The sequence below is a fragment of the Enterococcus dongliensis genome, from assembly GCF_031927985.1.
GTDB lineage: Bacteria > Bacillota > Bacilli > Lactobacillales > Enterococcaceae > Enterococcus_A > Enterococcus_A dongliensis.
This window is the reverse complement of record NZ_JARPZC010000001.1, coordinates 17,459-38,986: the sequence shown is the minus strand read 5'-3', so window position 1 is coordinate 38,986 and position 21,528 is coordinate 17,459. Positions and strand designations below refer to the sequence as shown.

Here is a 21,528-nt window from a genome sequence, read left to right as displayed (position 1 = left end):
GTATGGAAAAGAAAGTCCGTTTTTACCGATCAGTCAATTTTAAGATTGCTTTTTCATTTATCTTGATCTTACTGATTTCGATTGAGATCATCGGTGCTTATTTTATTCGTGGACTTGAAAAATCAACCATCGATAATTTCACCAAAGATATGAATCAGCGAGTGTCACTGTTGAGTACGACATTAGGAACTGCGATGGCAGAAGATAGCGAGAATGAAGGCGTGCAATTGCAACGCATCCTTGAGAATAACACTGCTGCAGACATTACTGAGATGTGGGTAGTAGATGATAAAGGAATTGTGATAGCTACTAATGATGTGGGACAAAAGGATTCTATCGTTGGAAAGAAAAATGAATACAGCGATATCGATGATTTTTCAATCAAACAATATGTGACACTGGATGATAATAATAAACGAGTGTGCATCAATGTCCAACCTATTCAATCCCCGACCGGCGATTCGGCTGTGATCGGGGCTCTTTATGTTAAAAGCGACATCGAACAAAAATATACTGAAATCAGCAACACGGCGCTGATTTTCTTTACGGCTTCTTTGATAGCAGGGTTGATTTCAATCGTAGTCTCATTACTGGTGGCACGATCAATCACAAAGCCGATTAAAGAAATGCAAAAACAAGCTGTTCGGATCGCTCAAGGCGATTATTCAGAAAAAGTAGATGTCCAAGGTCATGATGAATTGAGTCAATTGGCTGAGACGTTTAATAAATTATCCGATCGGATTGAAGATGCCCAAGATACGATGGAAGCTGAACGTAATCGTTTGGACAGTGTCTTGACCCATATGACAGACGGGGTTATTGCGACCGATCGTCGTGGAAAAGTTATAACCATTAACGAGATGGCGTTGTCGTTATTAGATACCACTAGCGAACAAGCAATCGGTCAATCAATTTTAACTTTGCTTGATTTGGAAGAAGAGTATACGTTACGGAAATTGCTCGAAACGCCAGATGAAATCTTGATTGATCGTTCAAAATCTGAGTTAGAGGAAGATCGTATGACTTTACGGTCAGATTTTGCAATGATTCGTCGTGAATCTGGTTTTATCAGCGGGTTAGTGGTCGTATTGCATGATGTTACCGAACAAGAAAAAACAGCAGAAGAGCGGCGACAGTTTGTCTCAAATGTTTCTCATGAACTACGGACACCATTAACAAGCGTTCGCAGTTATTTAGAAGCATTGGAAGAAGGCGTCTGGAAAGATGAAAATGTTGCTCCGCAGTTTATCCATGTAACTTTAGGAGAGACTGATCGGATGATCCGCATGATCAATGACCTGTTGAATCTTTCCCGCATGGACTCAGGAGCGCAACAATTAGATCTCGAATTGGTGAATTTTAATGAACTCGTTGATTATGCATTGGATCGCTTTGATATGATGGTAAATAATCAAGAAAAGAATTACCGTATCGTCCGTGAATTTACAGAACGTGATCTATGGGTCGAGATTGATACAGATAAGATTATGCAAGTGATCGATAATATTATGAATAATGCCATCAAATACTCCCCCGATGGCGGCAAGATCGAGGTTCACTTAATGGAGACCCATAATAATGTAGTCTTGAGCATTTCTGATGAAGGACTGGGGATTCCTAAAAAAGATTTGGAAAAAGTTTTTGAACGTTTTTATCGAGTAGACAAAGCACGAGCGCGTCAACAAGGTGGGACAGGACTCGGACTAGCGATTTCTAAAGAAGTCATGAAAGCTCATCAAGGACAAATCTGGGTAGAAAGTGTCGAAGGCAAGGGATCCACTTTTTATATTTCTTTACCTTATGAACCTTACGAGGAGGATATTTGGGAATGAAACTATCAGAGAAAATCATTCGCGTCGCGCTTGTTGCGTTGATCCTGCTCAGCCTCGTTTTGACTTACGCTATCTGGCTAAGTCCTACTTCTAAAACAGCCGATGTGAATACGAGCAAGCAAGCGGTGAAAAATGATCAAAATTATACAAAAGCTACAGATGCTTTTTTACCAATCCGAGGTGTTTGGCATGCAGCAGAAGGAATTTTTCAAACGAGCAGTGAGAATTTATTGGCAACGACGCAAGCGCGTCTAACTGAAGGAACGTATGGTCAACTTCATGAAGTTGCACAAAACGAAGCAGAGATTAAAAAATATTATCATTTAGATAATGGTGTCGAATTAAATTATGAGGGCAGTTTTTCACTGGCTGAGTATGTAAAGGTCTTTGATATGCCAGTCAGTTTGAGTTCGTTAAAAGAAGCAGAAAAAATTGATTTTTCTCAGATTCAAGTTGATTTCTCTAAGAAAAAGCTGCGTTTTTTGAATTACAGTAAAGGCCTAGTATATGAAGCGACGATTTCGGCTGATTTTGCCAGTCTGACTACGGTTTTTCAAAAAAATCAAGGACGCTATTTAGCAATGTCCGATGATGATCCGGGAGCGCCACGCGTATTACGTACCAAAGATCGAGTTCGTTTAAAAAAATATAGCTATATTTTGACGACACAGTCGTATTCGCTTTTCCGCAACGCATTCTTCCAGAATCCAGAACAAGCAAAAGGGGAAGAAGCTAGCGGGACACGTTCTTTTGTCAGCGGCCATGAAGAGCTTATGATGGATGAGCAAAAACGTCTTGTTACTTTTACTGGCGAATTGCCAACGGACCTAACAAAAGAAAGTTCTTACAGTCAAAGCTTTAATTATGTTAGTCGTTTGGGAACAGCAGTTGGAAATTTACGTTACTTTGATCACCATGACGGACAAATCAATTATCGAATTTTTGTCGAAGGTTATCCAGTTTTTAGCCATTCATCCAAAGGCAAGATGAGTGTCAAGATCGAACCCGCTTCAAACACAACATCACCACAAGTTGAAATTGAGACCAGTATGGACACGGTTCAAGTACCGATACCGTCAGATGAAGAAGTTGAGCTGCCTAGTACATTGGAAGTTGAAAACAATCTAGCAGCCGTAGGTATTGATCTTTCTAAGGTTCAAAATTATATCATCGGTTACATTTGGCAAGACATCGATGGCGTAAATAAATTAGTTGCATTGACTCCAGAATGGTTCGTCAAATATGAGAATGTTTGGTATCCGGCAGATCAGCTGATGCAAGGGAACCTAGAAACGGGGGCGAATTAATTGGATTTTAGAAAAATCGAGTGGATTTTCCTTTTCGTTTTTATGGGATTGAATATTTTTCTTTTCAGTATTTACTGGAGTAATCAGCATGAGCAGAGTCTTGTCACAAATTCAAACCAACGAGAAGATATTTTACGTCGTTTGGAAAATGATGAAATCACCATCAAAGATGATGTCTCTGAAGAGCATCGAGAAGGGTATTATCTAAGTGCGGAACAAGACAATTTTGATTCATTGCTAAATGAAGCGGGAAATCAAACGATTGCTCAAAATTCAAACATCTCAGATCGAGTGTTGACCAGTTATCCAAGTAGTCAGGTGACATTTGATTTAAAAAAGGCCACCAATAGTTTCAATCGTCTGATGAACGATAAAGAAATCATTATGGCAGGACAAGAATATACTTACTTGCCAGATGTTTCTAAAAAAGATGAGGAATTGGGGAAAATTGTTGGTGCACAGAGTTATGAAGGTATTCCATTTATCGATGAGACCTCGCGAATAACGCTAGATATAGGAGACGGTGACCAAGTGACGAAATACACGCAGACACGTGTAAAAGAAATTGAACCACTCCGAGAAAAAATGGCACTCTATTCAGAAAAAGAAATTTTGAATACTTTGTACATCAATAATAATATCCCTAGCAAGTCAACGATTACTAATATTTATCTTGGGTATTTCAAAACCCTTGAAGTGCGTGAAAAAAATGTTTATGTCCCTGTGTGGTTTGTTAAGTTAAAGACTTCTGATAAGACGACGCAAATTGAAAAAGTCAATGCTTTAAACAACCAAGTGATCACGAATAATTTAGTTCCGAAGGTGGAAAATCCCTAAAAAGGGTTGTATACTGAGAACAGTTTTAAAAGAGAGGACCAAGTGCTCATGTTAGAAATGAATAATGCCTTCAATGTCAGCATTTTAGCTAGCGGAAGTACAGGAAATTCCTTGTACTTAGAAAGTCCGCAAAAAAGAATTTTAGTCGATGCTGGATTGAGTGGAAAAAAAATCACTTCGCTATTAGCAGAGGTCGATCGAAAACCTGAGGATCTAGATGCGATTTTAGTCACGCATGAACATCGGGATCATATCCATGGTGTAGGCGTGCTTGCAAGAAAATACAAATTACCAATCTATGCCAACGAAAAAACTTGGGAAGCGATGGCTCCTTTAATTGGAAAAGTTGATGTAGCACAGCAATATATTTTTGAAATGGGTAAAGTACTGACTTTTGGTGATTTAGATATTGAAAGCTTTGGCGTTTCTCACGATGCGGCAGCACCGCAGTTTTATCGTTTTTACAAAGATGGTCATTCTTTTGTGACGCTGACAGATACAGGTTATGCGAGTGAACATGTTAGAGGCGTGATCCGGGATGCAGATGCTTATTTAGTTGAGAGCAACCATGATTTAGAGATGTTGCGAATGGGCGCCTATCCGTGGAGTTTGAAGCAGCGGATCTTAGGCGATCGAGGACATTTGTCTAATGATGACGGTGCATTAGTTATGACGGATATTTTAGGAGATCGAACAAAACGTATTTATTTGGGACATTTAAGTAGAGAGAACAATATGAAAGAATTGGCACATATGACGATGGAAGAGACATTGACACGCTATGACCTTGGTGTGAACCATCAGTTTCAAATCTTTGATACAGATCCAGATAGTGCGACTGAATTGTTTGCGATCTAAAAAGATAAATAATTTATTAATGATAAAAGGACTGTGGCCTAAAAAGGTCACAGTCCTTTTATTTAAAAATCAATTGTATACACTAAAATGTTGATTTAAATGATGCGGCTCAATTACTTCATCAATGATGGCGATAGCATAATCTGCCATGCTGATCTCGCTTTTTCCCGCAGCATTTTTTTGTAAATGATCGTCACTGATTTGATAATGACCCGTACGAGTGCCAGCAGGAATAAAATCTGCGGCTGGACTTAGATATGTCCAATGCACGTTCTGTTCAGTTTTTAAGGCTAAAAATGCTTGGTACATATTATAAGCGGTCGGGTAATAATCTGCTTTTGGATCAGAGACATCGATCATGCGGTGACTTTCATCGACAAATAGAGAAGATGCTCCACCTACAACGATCAAACGAGTGTCAGTTCCTTGTAAAAGCGTGCTGAGATGTTTCAAAGAGGTTTGGTGCAGCTCTTCTTGTCCCACCGGTGGGCGAAAGGCATCAATTACTGCATCAAAAGAAGCCAACTCTTCTTTTGTGAGATCAAATAATTCTTTGGCTATGACTGGTACTTTTACTGTTAATTTTTCTGGGTGACGCACGATAGCGGTGACGGTTAGATCACGTGTCAATGCCTCTTTTAAAATCAATGAGCCGGCGTGTCCAGTAGCGCCGATAATTGCTAGTTTCATAAAAGAACCTCCTTTGATTGTTACTTAGTTTTGTTAAATGATGTCGTTTCTCAGACTGCTGAGTACACTTAGTCTAAGGAGTTTCTTTTAAAAAGGCAAAGGATTAGTATTGGATTTTTTATTATCTTTGCAAGGCTAATTGGGTTAAAACGACTAGCAGATTCATTCCTACATGGGTGATCATAGAAGTCCAAATACGCCCACTGTAATGATACATCCCGCAAAATAAAAATCCTAGACCAGCATACAATAGGTAATGCCCATCGTTATGAGCAAGAGCGAACAATACTGAACTTAAAAGTGTGGGAATGAAAAAACCTAATTTGCCTTCTAATGAACCAAAAATAGCCCGTCGGAAGACAAATTCTTCCATGATTGGCCCAGCGATCGTAGTAGCTAAAATAAAAATCATATTCTCTTTAATCAATTGGACGATAGTTTGCGTATTTTGTGAAGAAACCGTTTGGCCTAAAAAACGTTGTTCGACTTGTAAAATAGCCATTTGTACTAATAGGGAGACAGGTATTCCAATAATTCCAATCAAAAATGCGATCAATAGATTTTTCTGGCGTGTTTCTAAGTTGAATAGCTGTGACTTAAAGCGATAGAAAATCATTAAAAAAGCACCGAAAAAATACGCAAATGTCGTCAATTGAATAATTTGAGCAGAAGATACTTGAAAGACGCGTTGAAAGATGACAGGTGAAAATAAAACGAGCCCATAAGTAAAAATTGTAATAAAACTATATTTTTTTTTAGTCATTCGTTTTCCTTTCTAAATATGTACTATTTTAAGTATATCATAATATCTTTCATCCCTTAGCAGGAGAAAATTCAAAAATACAAACGAAGGACTTGCAAAAAGGAACAGAAATGGTATCATAAGAAATGTGAGTTAGCACTCTTATCTGTAGAGTGCTAACGATTTGAAAATTCATTACTAGTTGGAGGGATTTATCGTGTTAAAACCATTAGGTGATCGTGTCGTTCTTGAAGTCACTGAAGAAGAAGAAAAAACAGTTGGAGGCCTAGTCTTAGCTTCTGCGGCTAAAGAAAAACCACAAACCGCTAAAGTTGTAGCTGTTGGTGAAGGGAATGTACTGGAAAATGGTCAAAAAAGTCCAATGCCAGTAGCTGTTGGTGATATGGTAATGTTTGAAAAATACTCAGGTACAGAAGTAAAATATGACGGCAGCGAATACTTGATTATCGCTGCAAAAGATATTATGGCAATTGTCGAATAAAAAATTAATGAGGTGAAAGAATCATGGCAAAAGATATTAAATTTTCTGAAGATGCACGTGCAGCAATGCTTCGCGGCGTAGACAAATTAGCTGATACAGTAAAAGTAACATTAGGGCCAAAAGGACGGAATGTTGTTTTAGAAAAATCTTACGGTTCGCCATTGATCACAAATGATGGTGTAACGATTGCAAAAGATATCGAATTGGAAGACCATTTTGAAAATATGGGTGCAAAACTTGTTTCTGAAGTAGCTTCAAAAACAAATGACATCGCTGGTGACGGTACAACGACTGCGACAGTTTTGACGCAATCAATCGTTCGTGAAGGATTGAAAAACGTGACTGCTGGCGCAAACCCAATGGGAATCCGCCGTGGGATCGAATTAGCGACAAAAACAGCAGTAGAAGAATTACACAGCATCTCTAAAGTTGTTGATTCCAAAGATGCGATTGCTCAAGTAGCTGCTGTCTCTTCTGGCAGTGAAGAAGTTGGTGAACTGATTGCTGAAGCAATGGAAAAAGTCGGCAACGATGGTGTGATCACAATTGAAGAATCAAAAGGGATCGACACAGAATTAGATGTGGTTGAAGGAATGCAATTTGACCGTGGTTATTTATCTCAATACATGGTCACAGATAACGATAAAATGGAAGCAGCTTTAGAAAATCCATACATTTTGATCACAGATAAGAAAATCTCTAACATCCAAGACATCTTGCCGCTACTAGAACAAGTGTTACAACAATCTCGTTCATTATTGATTATTGCAGACGATGTTGATGGTGAAGCATTACCTACATTAGTATTGAACAAAATTCGCGGAACATTCAACGTAGTAGCTGTTAAAGCACCTGGTTTTGGTGATCGCCGCAAAGCAATGCTTGAAGATATTGCAATTTTAACTGGTGCAACAGTAATCACAGAAGATCTAGGTTTAGATTTGAAAGAAGCAACAATCGAAAACTTAGGTACTGCTGGTAAAGTAGTTGTTGATAAAGATAACACAACAATCGTTGAAGGAGCCGGTGACAAGGCAGCTTTGACTGATCGTGTTGAAATGATCAAACGTCAAATCGGCGAAACAACTTCTGATTTTGATCGTGAAAAATTACAAGAACGCCTAGCAAAACTTGCTGGTGGAGTCGCAGTAGTTAAAGTTGGTGCGGCAACAGAAACAGAATTAAAAGAATTGAAATTACGTATTGAAGATGCCTTGAACTCCACACGTGCAGCAGTTGAAGAAGGAATCGTTTCTGGTGGTGGGACAGCATTAGTTAACGTTATTAAAAAAGTCTCTGAATTAGATGCAGAAGGCGATGTAGCGACTGGTATTAAAATTGTTGTCCGTGCATTAGAAGAACCCGTTCGCCAAATCGCTGAAAATGCTGGTTTTGAAGGTTCTGTTGTGATCGATAAATTAAAACATGCTGATCGTGGTACTGGTTTTAATGCAGCAACTGGCGAATACGTGAATATGATCGATGCCGGAATCGTTGACCCAACTAAAGTAACTCGTTCAGCTTTACAAAATGCTGCCTCTGTTTCAGCTTTATTGTTAACAACTGAAGCAGTTGTTGCTGATAAACCAGCTGAAAGTGGTGCAGCTGCAGCTCCAGCAATGGACCCATCGATGATGGGCGGTATGATGTAAACGACCATCAATTAAAAAATTAGTATGGAGTAATTTTCTCACTTTTGATAAAGATTATTATTCATCGTATTTATTAGACGAGGACATAAATGTCCTCGTCTATTTTTTATTTAATTATTAAGTAATAATTTAGCGAAAAACCAATAATGCATAAAATATATTTATTGATTTTATGAAAATAAACTATTGGAATTTATTGATTTAATTTCTTACAATAAACGTAAGAAGAAAGCAATATTCCTTGTTCATAAATTATCAAGGAGATGATTTAATTTAAATGAGATACTGCTGTTATGCATAAAACCACTGATGCATTTGTTTTTAGTTTATTTTTAAGTATGCATGTGAAAGTTATTACATATCAAAAGAAATTAAGAAACTAAGCGTTTATTCTGAAAGGAGAACTATATGTTACGAACTTTATTTGATGAAATTCCATTATCATCAGGAGCTAGTTTTAAAAATCGTCTGTTCATGTCACCGATGACAACTCAATCAGCCTTTTATGATGGAGAGATTACACAACAAATTATTGACTATTATGCGTTTCGTTCAGGTGATGCAGCAGCAGTTATTGTTGAAAGTTGTTTCATTGAAGACAAAGGTCGCGGATTCCCAGGTGCTTTAGGAGTTGATACGGATAAAAAAATTACAGGTTTATCTGAATTAGCAAAAGCAATCAAAGTAAAAGGATCGAAAGCTATCATGCAGATCTATCATGCGGGTCGAATGGCTTGGCCCGAAATCAATGGTGGAGTAACACCTATTTCAGCAAGTCCAATTGCGGCATTACGGCCCAATGCACCAGTTCCACGTGAGATGACAGAAAAACAAATTTTAGAAATGATTACGATGTTTGGTGATGCAACTCGTCGCGCAATTAAAGCCGGTTTCGATGGAGTAGAAATTCATGGAGCTAATACATTTCTTTTACAACAATTTTTTTCCCCACACTCTAATCGAAGAGAAGATCAATGGGGCGGCAGTCGGGAAAAACGGGCAAAGTTTCCATTAGAAGTAATGAGAGAAGTTCAGCGAGTAGTCAAAGAACAAAATGCTGAAAATTTCATCATTGGTTATCGTTTTTCTCCTGAAGAGTTGGAAGAACCTGGAATTCATTTTGAAGATACAATGTATTTATTGAATGCGCTTGCTGAATTACAGCCAGATTATTTCCATTTTTCAATGGGTGCTTATACAAGACCATCGATTGTAGATTCAAGTGATTCAGAACCATTGATTACAAAATATTTAGCACAACGTTCTCCGATATTGGCGCAAATTCCAATTATGGGCGTGGGCTCAATTTTACAGCGTACCGATGCGGAAGAGGCATTGAAACTAGGTTATGATTTGTTAGCAATTGGTAAAGGATTTTTGATCGAACCTAATTGGGTAAATTTGATTAAAGAAAATAAAGAAGTAATCGACTATGCCCATGTTAATGCCCAACGTAAACTTCTGATTCCGACTCCATTATGGGATTTTATGGCTTATATGGTCATTGATCCAGAAGAAGAAAAACGTAAACATGAACGATTAAAAGAATTACAAAAAGTAAAACTGACCTTTAAACCTGGAACTTATACGATAGATGCAAAGGGACACAACAGTGAACTTAAAATGAACGTGACATTTTCCGAAGATAGAATCGAAAAAATCGAAGCAGATCAAAGTAATGAATCTGAAGGTTTATCAGATCAAGTATTTATTCGTTTACCGCAACAAATCATCGAAGGTCAGACATTAAATGTAGATGTAATTTCAGGAGCTTCAACATCTAGTCAGGGATTGATTGATGGCGTGGCAGAAGCAGTAGAGTTAGCCGGCGCTAGTTCAGAAGTATTAAGAGCACGACCAAAACCGTCTGTTCAATGGTCTCAAGAAATCATTGAAGAATCAGCAGATGTTGTGATCGTTGGTTCGGGAGCCGCGGGTATAGCGGCGGCATTACGTGCTAATCAGATGGGTTTGAAAACGATTTTAGTAGAAAAATTAAGTTTTGTTGGTGGTGCGATTTCTATCAGCGGAGGAAATCAAGTCGTTATGGGGTCGAAATTACAGGCAGAAGCAGGGGTTATTGATGATACAGTAGAATGTATGATGGAAGACTTCTTAGCTAACGGTAGTGGATTGAATGTACCAGAATTATTACAGACGTTAGCAGAAAATATTGGTGAAACGACCGACTGGGTTCATGAGTATATGGGTGTTGAATACGATATGAAAAATGGATTACACACGTTAGCAGAGTATCGTAAAAAACGTGAACTAGCTTACAAAGATGGAGGACATGGATTTGCTGCAAGTGCTAGAAAAGCCTTAGAAAAAAGTGATGTAACAATTTATTTACAAACGAAAGCAGAAAGTTTATTGACTAATGGAGAGGGGAAAGTTATTGGATTAACAGCGGTTGAAGACACTGGTAAACGGCATAATATTCATGCATCGGCAGTGATATTGACGACAGGCGGTTATGGGAATAATCCTAATTTATTAAGTCAGAAACTGAATAATATTCTATTTTATGGAACAAAATCTTCCACTGGTGATGGGATCTTGATGGCGACAACACCAGAATTGAATGCAGCTACACGTTTGATGGAATATGGAAAAATTTATCCAAACGGTGTAGAAGTTTCGCAAGGCTACGCAAAATCAACAATTGGTGGAAATCTTGCAGTATTAAAACGTAACGGATTATTAGTAAATTCTTCAGGAAATCGAGTAATCAATGAACGAGCAAGTAATAAGGAAATACTGGAAGTACTTCTGCAACAAACTCCTCAAATGTTATACTTATTAATGGATGCCGAGCATTTTGAGATATTTACTGAAGCAGTAGAAGAAGGTGGCATCACGCGTGAAGATCTAACTCGTTGGATTGATAATGAAAATGAGGCACCGCAAGTTTTTCGTGGAGCTACACTGCAAGAGTTAGCAGAAAAAGCAGGAATGCCTTACGAAAGTTTAGTAGATACTGTTGCCCGTTATAATGGCTGGGTTGAAAAACAAAAGGATGAAGATTTTGATCGTCAGTTAGAATTTTTACAAGAAAGAATTGGAGAAGGTCCATATTATTTGATTGAACAAAAACCTCGATTTGCAACAACAATGGGAGGATTAGTTGCTAATCATAAATTACAAGTCTTGAATCGGGATAATCGTGTGATTGACGGATTGTATGCAGCTGGGGAATTAGTTGGTGGTGTAATGGGAAGTGACTCACCATCTGGTGCGAACAATGCTTGGGCACTAACTTCTGGTAAGTTGGCGGCGGAAAGTGTTCAAAAAATAATTCAGGTTGAGTATGTAATGCAATAAAAAGAATCCTGAGGCATCTGTCTCAGGATTTTTTTCATTTTTTATAAAATTATTCTATTCATAGAAAAAAATAACTGTTTATTATGGTAAAATAATCAATGTAATGAAAATAAATTATTCATGTAGATTAAAATATAGAAAGATAGGAGAATGTGAATGAAATTAATTGAGACCCCTTTAAATAGTAATGTTAACTTAGAGACGTTATATCCTAATTTAACGAGATACTTTTTTGATAAGCGTCAAGCTGTGAAGTTACTTAAACTCTACGCTTATGATCGTACAAAAATTATTTATGTTGATCGTTTTGACACGATTGACTTGTTATTGTTAAATCGCCAACGAAAAATCAGCCATCAAGAAGTAGACACGATTATCCATCGTTTACTAAAGGTTGAGCGAAAAGATGTGCTTGTAAATGTCGGCTATAAAAAACAAATTTTAGAAGCTGGATTGCGTCCGAAAGAATCCTATAAAGATATCATTGCTGTAGAATACAGACTTCCCAAATAAAAAGATGTCGTATGAGAGGATTCATCGCTAAATACAAGTAAAGAAGCTGATTCTTTTCAAGAGCTGTAACGGATACCCGTTACAGCTCTTTTTGCAAGACAGTTAATTTTTTATGATAAAAATTTCTCACAGCTGTTAGTCAGCTAAAACTACTCACTTAAAGCCGTTATGATATAATGAATAAAATAGTTTTAATTACTAAAAACAAATGAGGAGCATGACTATGAAAAAGTTGTACAAAGATGACAGTTTGACACTTCATACGGACCTTTATCAAATCAATATGATGAAAACTTATTGGGAGACTGGTCGAGCAGACCTTCAGGCTGTGTTTGAGTGTTATTTCCGTAATATGCCTTTTGATAATGGCTATGTCATCTTTGCTGGTCTGGAACGACTTGTAAATTATTTGGAAGAGTTGACTTTTAGTGAAAGTGATTTGGCTTATTTAACAGAAGTCGAAAAGTACCCATCAGATTTTATTGATTATTTACGAGATTTCAAATTTACTTGTACCGTTCGTTCAGCGGTGGAAGGTGAATTGGTCTTTAATAACGAGCCGATTATTCAGGTGGAAGGGCCATTGTTACAATGTCAATTGGTCGAAACAGCACTTTTGAATATTGTAAATTTCCAAACATTGATTGCAACAAAAGCTTCCCGTATCAAATCAGTAATCGGAAATGATCCGTTATTAGAATTTGGAACACGGCGCGCACAAGAAATGGATGCTGCTTTATGGGGAACACGAGCCGCTTATATTGGAGGCGCAGATGCGACAAGTAATGTACGTGCAGGGAAAATTTTTGGTATCCCAGATAGCGGAACACACGCTCATTCATTGATCCAATCGTATGGCAATGACTATGATGGGTTTAAGGCTTATGCTCAAACGCACCGTGATTGTGTCTTTTTAGTGGATACGTATGACACGATTAAATCTGGTGTACCAAATGCAATCAAAGTAGCTAAAGAAATGGGTGATAAGATCAATTTCTTAGGTGTACGGATTGACAGCGGTGACATGGCCTATATTTCTAAACGAGTGCGTCAGCAATTAGATGAAGCGGGTTTTCCGGAAGCGAAAATCTATGCGTCAAATGATTTAGATGAGAGTACGATTCAAAACTTGAAGATGCAACACGCAAAGATTGATGTTTGGGGTGTTGGGACAAAATTGATTACGGCGTATGATCAACCAGCGCTTGGTGCAGTCTTTAAATTGGTTTCAATCGAAAATGAACAAGGAGAAATGGTCGATACGATCAAACTTTCGAGTAACGCAGAAAAAGTTACGACTCCTGGCAAAAAACAAGTCTGGCGTATTACACGAAACTCAGATGGCAAATCAGAAGGAGACTATGTGACCTTATGGAGTGAAGATCCGCGTAAAGAAAAAGAAATCTTCATGTTCCATCCAGTCTATCCATACATCAACAAAACCGTGAAAAATTTTGAAGCACGCCCGATTTTACAAGATATTTTTGTGAAAGGGGAACGAATCTATGAATTGCCGGATTTAGAAACAATCAAGCAATTTGCTAAAGACCGATTAGATTCATTATGGGAAGAATACAAACGAGGACTTAATCCACAAAAATATCCGGTCGATCTTTCTACAGAATGCTGGACCCATAAAAATAATATTATGGATCAAGTGCGCAAATCCGTGATGAAAACAGAGCAAGACGATTAAAGGAGTAGATTTGTTAATGACGTTGCAAGAAGAGATCATCAAACAATTAGGAACAAAACCAACAATCAATCCGCAAGAAGAAATCCGTAAGAGTATCACTTTTTTAAAGGACTATCTTAAGAAATATCCTTTTTTGAAAACATTTGTCTTAGGAATCAGCGGGGGACAAGATTCTACATTGGCTGGTCGGCTAGCACAACTTACAATGGAAGAAATGCGGCAAGAGACAGGAGATCTGGATTATAAATTCATTGCAGTGCGCCTGCCTTATGGTGCACAGGCAGATGAAGCAGATGCCAAACGAGCATTGACCTTCATCCGACCAGATAGTAGTTTGAGTGTGAATATCAAAGGTGCAGTAGATGCGCAAGTTTCTGCACTAGAAGCAGCCGGTGTTATGATCAGTGATTTCAATAAAGGCAACATCAAAGCTCGCCAACGAATGATTACACAATACGGCATTGCAGGGGATAATCACGGGGCAGTTATTGGAACGGATCATGCGGCTGAGAATATCACCGGCTTTTTTACTAAATTTGGTGATGGTGGTGCGGATATTGTTCCATTGTTTCGTTTGAATAAACGGCAAGGAAAACTGTTACTAAAAGAATTAGGAGCAGAAGAAGCACTGTATTTAAAAATCCCAACAGCAGATTTAGAAGACGGTAAGCCGTTAATTGCCGATGAAGTCGCTTTAGGTGTGACATATGACGACATTGATGATTATTTAGAAGGCAAGCAGATTAGTGAAAAAGCACAAGCAATGATCGAAACTTGGTGGCATAAGACCCAGCATAAGCGTCATCTGCCAATTACGATTTTTGATGATTTTTGGAAATAAAAAAAGTTGTGGCAGTCAGCTGTCACAACTTTTTTTGCGTAAGTCTCAATCAGTCAATACTTGAGCGATTTTGGCATTTTTTACTTTCAGCTGTTTTCTCGCTAAAATATTTAAGAGTTCACAGATGGGAGACAGTTATGCAAAAATTTTACAAATTCCCTTGGCGCCAAGTGCTAAAGTTTATCGGCGTATTAGGATTGATCATCGTTTCAAATCTCTTTTTTCAACTGATGCAAAATGATTTTTCTTTTGATTTAGCAGTTAAATTTGCCTTTTCATGGCATACACAAAAATTTTTCTTAGGTTGCTTCGTCTTGCTTGTCTTTTTTGGCTGGCTTAGTAGTCTATTAGGATCATTGAGAATCGGGGTACTGGCATATTTGTTAGTAGTGCTTGGGATTGGCAGTGCTAATTTTTTAAAAATGAATTATCGCATGGAGCCAATTTATCCCGATGACCTAAAAATGATCACCGAATTTGGCATGATCCGTGATATGGTAGGTCTGCCTATTTTTCTCCTATTTTTATTGCTTTTGGCAGCAGCAATTTTTCTGCTTATTTTTAGTTGGAAGCAAAGTGTGAATTTAGAAAAAAAACAACAATGGCTTCGAATAGCTTGTTTTGTGCTAACCAGCAGTTTACTTGTTTATATTGGGAGCTTCAATCAACAAAACAACTTATTGCGTAAGGCTTATGATAAAACCGCTTTGTGGATTCCTTATAGTCAAAAAATGAACTATTATAATACCGGCTTTATCGGCGGTTTTTTATACAACTTGCCTGTCGAAGCGATGGAAAAACCAAAAGGGTATTCTGAAGAGACTGTCAAAAAAATAGTGAAGAAATACCAAGTGTCCTCAAAGAAAACAATTGAAAAACCCAATATTATTTATATCATGAGTGAAAGTTTTTCTGATCCTAGTCGTTTGAATGGACTGGAGATTTTAGGTGGCGATCCATTACAAGCCTATCGCTCCGTAGCTGATAAAACATACAGCGGACAAATGTTGTCGCAAAACTATGGTGGAGGCACAGCCAATATCGAATTTGAGGCGTTGACCGGTTTTTCAATGGAACTTTTCAATGCTCAAATGACGACGCCGTACACGATGCTAGTTCCAGAGTTCTCTTCGTTTCCTTCGCTAGTAGAAACATTGAAAAAACGTGGATATGAAACAACGGCAATCCATCCATATAATACTTCGATGTATAAAAGAAAGGATGTTTATCGGACATTTGGCTTTGATCATTTTTTAGATGAACAAACGATGAAACATAAGAAGAAACTTGAGAACAATCCATATATTTCTGATGAAGCAGCCTACAGAGAAGTTTTTGATCAATTGAAGAATAAACAGCCGCAATTTTTACATTTAGTGACGATGCAGACACACATGCCTTATGAAAATAAATACTCAGACGTGTCTTATACAGCTAAAGGAGATTCTTCGCTGGCAGTGAAAAATTATTTGCAAGATATTGCCTACAGCAGTGAGGCTTTGAATAATTTTTTGAAAAAATTGGATCAATTGCCTAAACGAACATTGGTCGTTTTCTGGGGGGATCATTTGCCGGGAATCTATTCTGATACGATCCAAGCTGCCAATCAAGGGCCTTTATTGCATGAGACTGAATTTTTAATGTATGATAATCGTCATGAATTGGCTCAGCAGCAAGTAACAACAAGTCCTTTTTATTTTGCAGCAGATTTATTCCATCAAGGCAACTTACCGCTGACGGGATTTCAAAATTTATTACTTGCGTTACAAAAAGAATGGCCGGCTTTTGAAAAAGAAATGTATTATCAAAGTGGAAAATGGTTCAAAGAAGCACCAGTGAATAAAGCGCAGGAAGAAATCTATCAAAACTATCAAATGATTCAGTATGATATTACAACAGGCGAGCAATATAGTTTGCAGGAAAACTTTTTTGAATAATGAAAGGAGCAAGTAGATTGGTAGTAAAAAAGAAGGACAATCAAACTTACTATAACCCACTTCGTCGAGCAATTTTGGCTCATCAAATGATTGAACCAGGTGACAAAGTAGCTATCGGAATGAGTGGTGGAAAAGATAGTACTACGTTACTGTATTTATTGGATCAGATTCGACGACAACGCCGATTAGGATTTGATTTTGAAATTGTACCAATTTCATTGGATATGGGATTTCCGGATTGTGACACTACTCCTATGCAACAGTTTGTGGAAAGTTTAGGCTATAAACTTGAAATCGTTCCAACAACTATTGCAAAAGTTGTTTTTGATATTCGCAAAGAAAAATCGCCGTGTTCATTATGTGCAAAGCTGCGGCGAGGGATTTTGTACAATCGTGCAAGTGAATTAGGCTGTCAAAAAGTCGCATTAGGGCATCATGTTGATGACGCAATTGAAACGTATTTTATGAATTTTTTGTTTCATGGTAAGTTGAACAGTTTTGCTCCTAAGAGTTATTTATCCAAAACAAAGGTGACATTGATTCGACCAATGATTTATTTGGAAGAACAACAAATTATCTGGCTGGTGAAACGGGAAGAGTTACCGGTTGTCTTTAATCCTTGTCCTGTGGATAAAAAAACAAAACGCGAAGAGATCAAAAACTTAGTGACCCGCATTGCTAAAAACTACCCAGACATCCGAGAAAAGTTTATAATGGGAATGGAACAAGGCACAACAGAAGATTTTTGGACAAAAGTCTCTAGTGGAAACTCTTACAATTCATTAATCGGTAAGTAGTGATTGTATTCCAGTCTTTTCTCATGCTATAATTCGTTTTGTATTCATGAGGGAGTAACTAGCAGCACAAGCTGTGACAACGCCACCAGCAAGAAAAGAAATTTTTCTGGTGTTGTCTTAAATAGTGAGACTTATGTATGTGTCTTTTCGCATACACAAGTCTATTTTTTTACTTCCAAGTAGAACACCAATTTAAGGAGGAAAATAATGTCAGAGGAGAAAAAGCAACAACTACTAAAGCCTTTTTACTCAGAAGAAAAGGAACAGGTTTTGGCGGAAGTTCAAACGACCGAAGAGGGATTGACCTCTGCTGAGGCGGAGAAACGTTTAAGTGAGTATGGTCAAAATGAATTGGATGAGGGCGAAAAGAAAAGTATGCTCGTTCGCTTCTTAGAACAATTCAAAGATTTAATGATTATTGTCTTACTATTTGCAGCAGTGATTTCAGCCGTTGTTTCTCATGAAGTAGTTGATTCTATCATTATCTTAGCCGTTGTTGTCATCAATGCGGTAATGGGTGTCGTCCAAGAATCTAAAGCAGAACAAGCGATTGAGGCCTTGCGAGAAATGTCAACGCCAAATGCCAATGTTTTGCGGGATGGTCATACTCGTTCAGTAAAATCAACAGATTTAGTTCCTGGTGATATCGTCATGTTAGAAGCAGGAGATGTTGTACCGGCAGACTTACGATTGCTTGAAATTGCTTCATTAAAAATCGAAGAAGCAGCATTGACTGGTGAATCTGTTCCGGTTGAAAAAGAATTGATTGTGATTGAAGAAGGCGAAGTCGGTATTGGTGATCGTGTCAATATGGCTTACTCAAATAGTAATGTTACTTACGGGCGTGGTAAAGGGGTCGTTGTTAATACCGGGATGAATACCGAAGTCGGAAAAATCGCCGGGATGTTGGCACAAGCAGATGAGACCGAGACACCGCTTAAAAATAATTTGAATCAATTAGGAAAATTCTTGACCCTTGCTATTATCATCATCGCTGTTGTGATGTTCTTTGTTGGAACAGTCTTCAATGATACTTCTTGGGTCGATATGTTGTTGACTTCAATCTCATTAGCTGTTGCGGCTATTCCAGAAGGATTGCCAGCGATTGTGACGATTATCCTTGCTTTAGGAACACAAGTAATGGCAAAAAGAAATTCTGTCATCCGTAAATTGCCAGCTGTGGAAACATTAGGTTCAACGGATATTATCGCTTCAGATAAAACGGGAACATTGACACTGAATCAAATGACCGTTGAAAAATTATATGTAGACGATCATCAATACGATGCTAACGGCGAAGTACCAGTCGATAGCATGGCGATGAAAGTAATGAACTATGCGAATGATACAAAAATTGCTCAAGATGGTAGTTTGATTGGTGATCCAACTGAAACGGCATTGGTCCAATTCGGGTTGAACAATGATTTTGATGTTCGTGAAAAAGTGGCTGAAGAACCTCGTGTAGGAGAGTTGCCATTTGATTCAGATCGTAAATTGATGAGTACTTTGCATCAAGAAAAAAGCGGGAAGATTTTAGTCGCTGTAAAAGGTGCGCCTGATGTCTTGCTTAATCGCACATCACAAATCTTGTTGAATGGTCAAGTCATCTCAATGACAGACAAAGAAAAACAAGCTATTTTGGCAAATAATAAGGACATGGCTCAACAAGCATTGCGTGTTTTAGGAATGGCTTATAAATATGTTGATCAAGTTCCTGCAGAATTAGAAACTGAAATAATCGAAAATGACCTGATCTTCGCTGGCTTAGTTGGTATGATCGACCCTGAACGAGCTGAAGCAGCAGAAGCTGTTCGAGTAGCTAAAGAAGCAGGTGTTCGTCCACTGATGATTACAGGAGACCACAAAGATACTGCCGAAGCGATCGCTGTTCGTTTAGGAATCATCGAAAAAGGTGACGATGATGCAGTATTGACGGGTGCACAATTAAATGAGATGTCTGATGAAGAATTTGCTCAAAATGTCGAACGTTATTCTGTTTATGCTCGTGTTTCTCCAGAACATAAAGTTCGAATCGTAAAAGCATGGCAAAAAGAAGGCAAAGTAGTTGCTATGACAGGTGATGGTGTCAATGATGCCCCTGCATTGAAACAGGCGGATATTGGTATTGGTATGGGAATCACTGGGACAGAGGTGTCTAAAGGAGCTTCTGATATGGTCCTTGCTGATGATAACTTTGCAACGATTGTTGTTGCTGTTGAAGAAGGGCGAAAAGTCTTTTCAAATATTCAAAAAGCTGTCCAATATTTGTTAGCAGCCAATTTAGGTGAAGTGTTAACTCTGTTTATTGCTACGTTACTTGGTTGGGATACATTGCTGCCGATCCATTTATTGTGGATCAACTTAGTGACAGATACGTTCCCAGCGATTGCACTAGGGATGGAACCAGCAGAAAAAGATTTGATGTTGCATAAACCGAGAGGACGCAGCTCAAACTTATTTTCTGGAGGAGTCTTCTCAAGTATCATCTATCAAGGGATCTTAGAAGCGGCAACAGTATTGTTTGTTTATTGGTCGGCAATCCAATGGCCGGTTCACACAAGTTATGTTGAGATTCATTCTGATGCATTGACAATGGCATTTGCGACATTAGGCTTGATGCAATTGTTCCATGCTTTCAATGTGAAATCTGTTCACCAGTCATTGTTCAAAGTCGGCGCATTCCGCAACAAGAGCTTTAACTGGGCAATCTTGCTTTCCTTTATATTGATGATGATAATCATTGTAGTGCCTGGATTAAATGATGTCTTCCGAGTAGCCCATCTTGATCTATATCAATGGGGAATCGTTATTGGTGCATCGTTTGCGATTATTCCAATCGTTGAAATTGTAAAAGTTTTCCAACGAAGCGCACAAAAAGCAGATTAAGTTAAAAATAAAACTTCGTATGAGTTCCTAGGAGTCATACGAAGTTTTTTTATTTATCAAGTGAATTAATCTATAAAGTTCTTTTTTGCTAAAAATGGATGGGTCGATTATCTATTAGATTTTTTCAGGATGACCAGAAAGTGAAACAATGTTTAATATTTACTGAGTGGCTTTGCATCTCGATTAAAAATCGGTAAAATGAAGGTATCAAAAGATAGAAAGTAGGAATAAAGGAATGCGACCTAATACAGGGTTTTATGCACGAGAAATCAATGAAATTGTTCAAAATACAGAAAAAATGGGCGAACGTTTGCATCCAAGCTATGAAGAAATCCGTAAAGCTTTGGATGAGAAGAATATTGCGGCTTTCGATCAAACACGCTTGTCAGAGATTCATGAATTATTTAAAGAAGGGACGCAATTTTACCAACTGAATTTAGAGAAAATCAGTTTGCTTAAAGCTCCGCCGAAAGTGATGGGCAATCACAAAAACTTTGAGAAAGCCTATATCCAATATGTCGCTGGCTGCCAAGAAATGACGAATAGTTTATTGCCAGAAGTAGATGAAGAAGCTTTCAATGCTGCTGAAAAAAAACAGGATGCTGCGACAGATACAATTTATAAAACAATTCAAAAAATCACAAATTTGTTATTGAAATAGTGATCAATCCAAAATACAAATAGAACAAAGGTTTTTTAATTGTATTATAACGTTATTTTAAGTACAGTAAGAAGAGAATCGGGTATGATTAATCCATAACCAATAACAACCTTTTCTTTTTCATTGCATTTATGTAATACTCCTTTTGCACCGATTTGCCGATCGGTGCTTTTTTTTTGTGGAGAGATTGTTTAGGGTACGTTAATAAGAAAAAACTGACCAAATGATTCAATGGTCAGTTTTGTTCCTTAATTTTCAATATTTCTTACATAGTTTTCGAAATAGTCATTCAACTCTTTTTTTATTTTTTGATAATCTTCCTCGGTGTACTCTTTTTCCTCTAAACGACCTTTAAAATTGGGCAAGCCCAACTCTTTTTTTAGTCGTTCAATAACGGCTTCTTTGTCCATAGAAACGTCCTTTCTTAATCAAATAGTTTGTCGTATCAGCTAA

Annotated in this window: 17 protein-coding genes; 14 read left to right on the top strand and 3 right to left on the bottom strand. The window is 37.8% G+C overall.

The window, feature by feature from the left end:
* Positions 1–2 precede the first annotated feature (2 nt).
* The 4 genes from walK to P7D84_RS00165 are packed head-to-tail and all read left to right on the top strand — an operon-like array spanning position 3 to position 4,834.
* The gene (gene walK / locus P7D84_RS00180) at positions 3–1,832 is read left to right on the top strand and encodes a cell wall metabolism sensor histidine kinase WalK (protein WP_137603005.1); all 1,830 of its coding nucleotides are present in this window, start codon (positions 3–5) and stop codon (positions 1,830–1,832) included.
* Positions 1,829–3,139: a YycH family regulatory protein gene (locus P7D84_RS00175; protein ID WP_311804626.1), complete on the top strand. Its 1,311-nt coding sequence runs from the start codon at positions 1,829–1,831 to the stop codon at positions 3,137–3,139. Before walK ends, P7D84_RS00175 begins: the two co-directional genes overlap by 4 nt.
* Positions 3,140–3,976: a two-component system regulatory protein YycI gene (locus P7D84_RS00170; protein ID WP_137603007.1), complete on the top strand. Its 837-nt coding sequence runs from the start codon at positions 3,140–3,142 to the stop codon at positions 3,974–3,976.
* Positions 3,977–4,024: 48 nt separating this feature from the next.
* Positions 4,025–4,834, top strand: coding sequence for an MBL fold metallo-hydrolase (locus tag P7D84_RS00165; RefSeq protein WP_311804625.1), 810 nt, complete (start codon positions 4,025–4,027; stop codon positions 4,832–4,834).
* Between the two features lie 69 nt (positions 4,835–4,903).
* Here the strand turns inward: P7D84_RS00165 and P7D84_RS00160 are convergent, their stop codons facing one another.
* Both P7D84_RS00160 and P7D84_RS00155 read right to left on the bottom strand, forming a co-directional pair.
* Positions 4,904–5,524, bottom strand: coding sequence for an NAD(P)-dependent oxidoreductase (locus tag P7D84_RS00160; protein WP_311804624.1), 621 nt, complete (start codon positions 5,522–5,524; stop codon positions 4,904–4,906).
* 121 nt (positions 5,525–5,645) lie between these two features.
* Positions 5,646–6,287: a CPBP family intramembrane glutamic endopeptidase gene (locus P7D84_RS00155; RefSeq protein ID WP_311804623.1), complete on the bottom strand. Its 642-nt coding sequence runs from the start codon at positions 6,285–6,287 to the stop codon at positions 5,646–5,648.
* Positions 6,288–6,483: 196 nt separating this feature from the next.
* Between P7D84_RS00155 and groES the strand changes: the two genes are divergently transcribed.
* From groES to P7D84_RS00105, 10 genes are all read left to right on the top strand, one after another.
* Positions 6,484–6,768 carry a co-chaperone GroES gene (gene groES, locus P7D84_RS00150; protein WP_137603011.1) on the top strand — a complete coding sequence of 95 codons (285 nt, stop codon included), beginning with the start codon at positions 6,484–6,486 and terminating at the stop codon, positions 6,766–6,768.
* A gap of 23 nt (positions 6,769–6,791) precedes the next feature.
* Positions 6,792–8,420, top strand: coding sequence for a chaperonin GroEL (groL, locus tag P7D84_RS00145; protein ID WP_137603012.1), 1,629 nt, complete (start codon positions 6,792–6,794; stop codon positions 8,418–8,420).
* A 408-nt stretch (positions 8,421–8,828) separates the two neighbouring features.
* Positions 8,829–11,744 carry an FAD-dependent oxidoreductase gene (locus P7D84_RS00140; protein ID WP_311804622.1) on the top strand — a complete coding sequence of 972 codons (2,916 nt, stop codon included), beginning with the start codon at positions 8,829–8,831 and terminating at the stop codon, positions 11,742–11,744.
* 156 nt (positions 11,745–11,900) lie between these two features.
* Complete coding sequence (locus tag P7D84_RS00135; RefSeq protein ID WP_311801196.1) at positions 11,901–12,257, top strand: DUF1827 family protein; 357 nt, start codon at positions 11,901–11,903, stop codon at positions 12,255–12,257.
* A gap of 223 nt (positions 12,258–12,480) precedes the next feature.
* Positions 12,481–13,953 carry a nicotinate phosphoribosyltransferase gene (locus tag P7D84_RS00130; RefSeq protein WP_137603014.1) on the top strand — a complete coding sequence of 491 codons (1,473 nt, stop codon included), beginning with the start codon at positions 12,481–12,483 and terminating at the stop codon, positions 13,951–13,953.
* 16 nt (positions 13,954–13,969) lie between these two features.
* Complete coding sequence (gene nadE / locus P7D84_RS00125) at positions 13,970–14,794, top strand: NAD(+) synthase (RefSeq protein ID WP_311804621.1); 825 nt, start codon at positions 13,970–13,972, stop codon at positions 14,792–14,794.
* Positions 14,795–14,931: 137 nt separating this feature from the next.
* Positions 14,932–16,731: an LTA synthase family protein gene (locus P7D84_RS00120; RefSeq protein ID WP_311804620.1), complete on the top strand. Its 1,800-nt coding sequence runs from the start codon at positions 14,932–14,934 to the stop codon at positions 16,729–16,731.
* Between the two features lie 17 nt (positions 16,732–16,748).
* Positions 16,749–17,528: a tRNA 2-thiocytidine biosynthesis TtcA family protein gene (locus P7D84_RS00115; RefSeq protein WP_311804619.1), complete on the top strand. Its 780-nt coding sequence runs from the start codon at positions 16,749–16,751 to the stop codon at positions 17,526–17,528.
* A 207-nt stretch (positions 17,529–17,735) separates the two neighbouring features.
* Positions 17,736–20,414 (top strand): cation-translocating P-type ATPase, encoded by a 2,679-nt coding sequence (locus tag P7D84_RS00110; RefSeq protein ID WP_311804618.1) that lies wholly within the window; start codon positions 17,736–17,738, stop codon positions 20,412–20,414.
* A 235-nt stretch (positions 20,415–20,649) separates the two neighbouring features.
* Positions 20,650–21,075, top strand: a complete 426-nt coding sequence (locus tag P7D84_RS00105; protein ID WP_311804617.1) for a hypothetical protein — start codon at positions 20,650–20,652, stop codon at positions 21,073–21,075.
* Positions 21,076–21,323: 248 nt separating this feature from the next.
* Here P7D84_RS00105 and P7D84_RS00100 read toward each other — a convergent pair whose 3' ends face one another.
* A complete protein-coding gene (locus tag P7D84_RS00100; RefSeq protein ID WP_170999751.1) occupies positions 21,324–21,485 on the bottom strand; it encodes a hypothetical protein in 162 nt (53 codons plus the stop codon).
* Between the last annotated feature and the right edge of the window lie 43 nt (positions 21,486–21,528).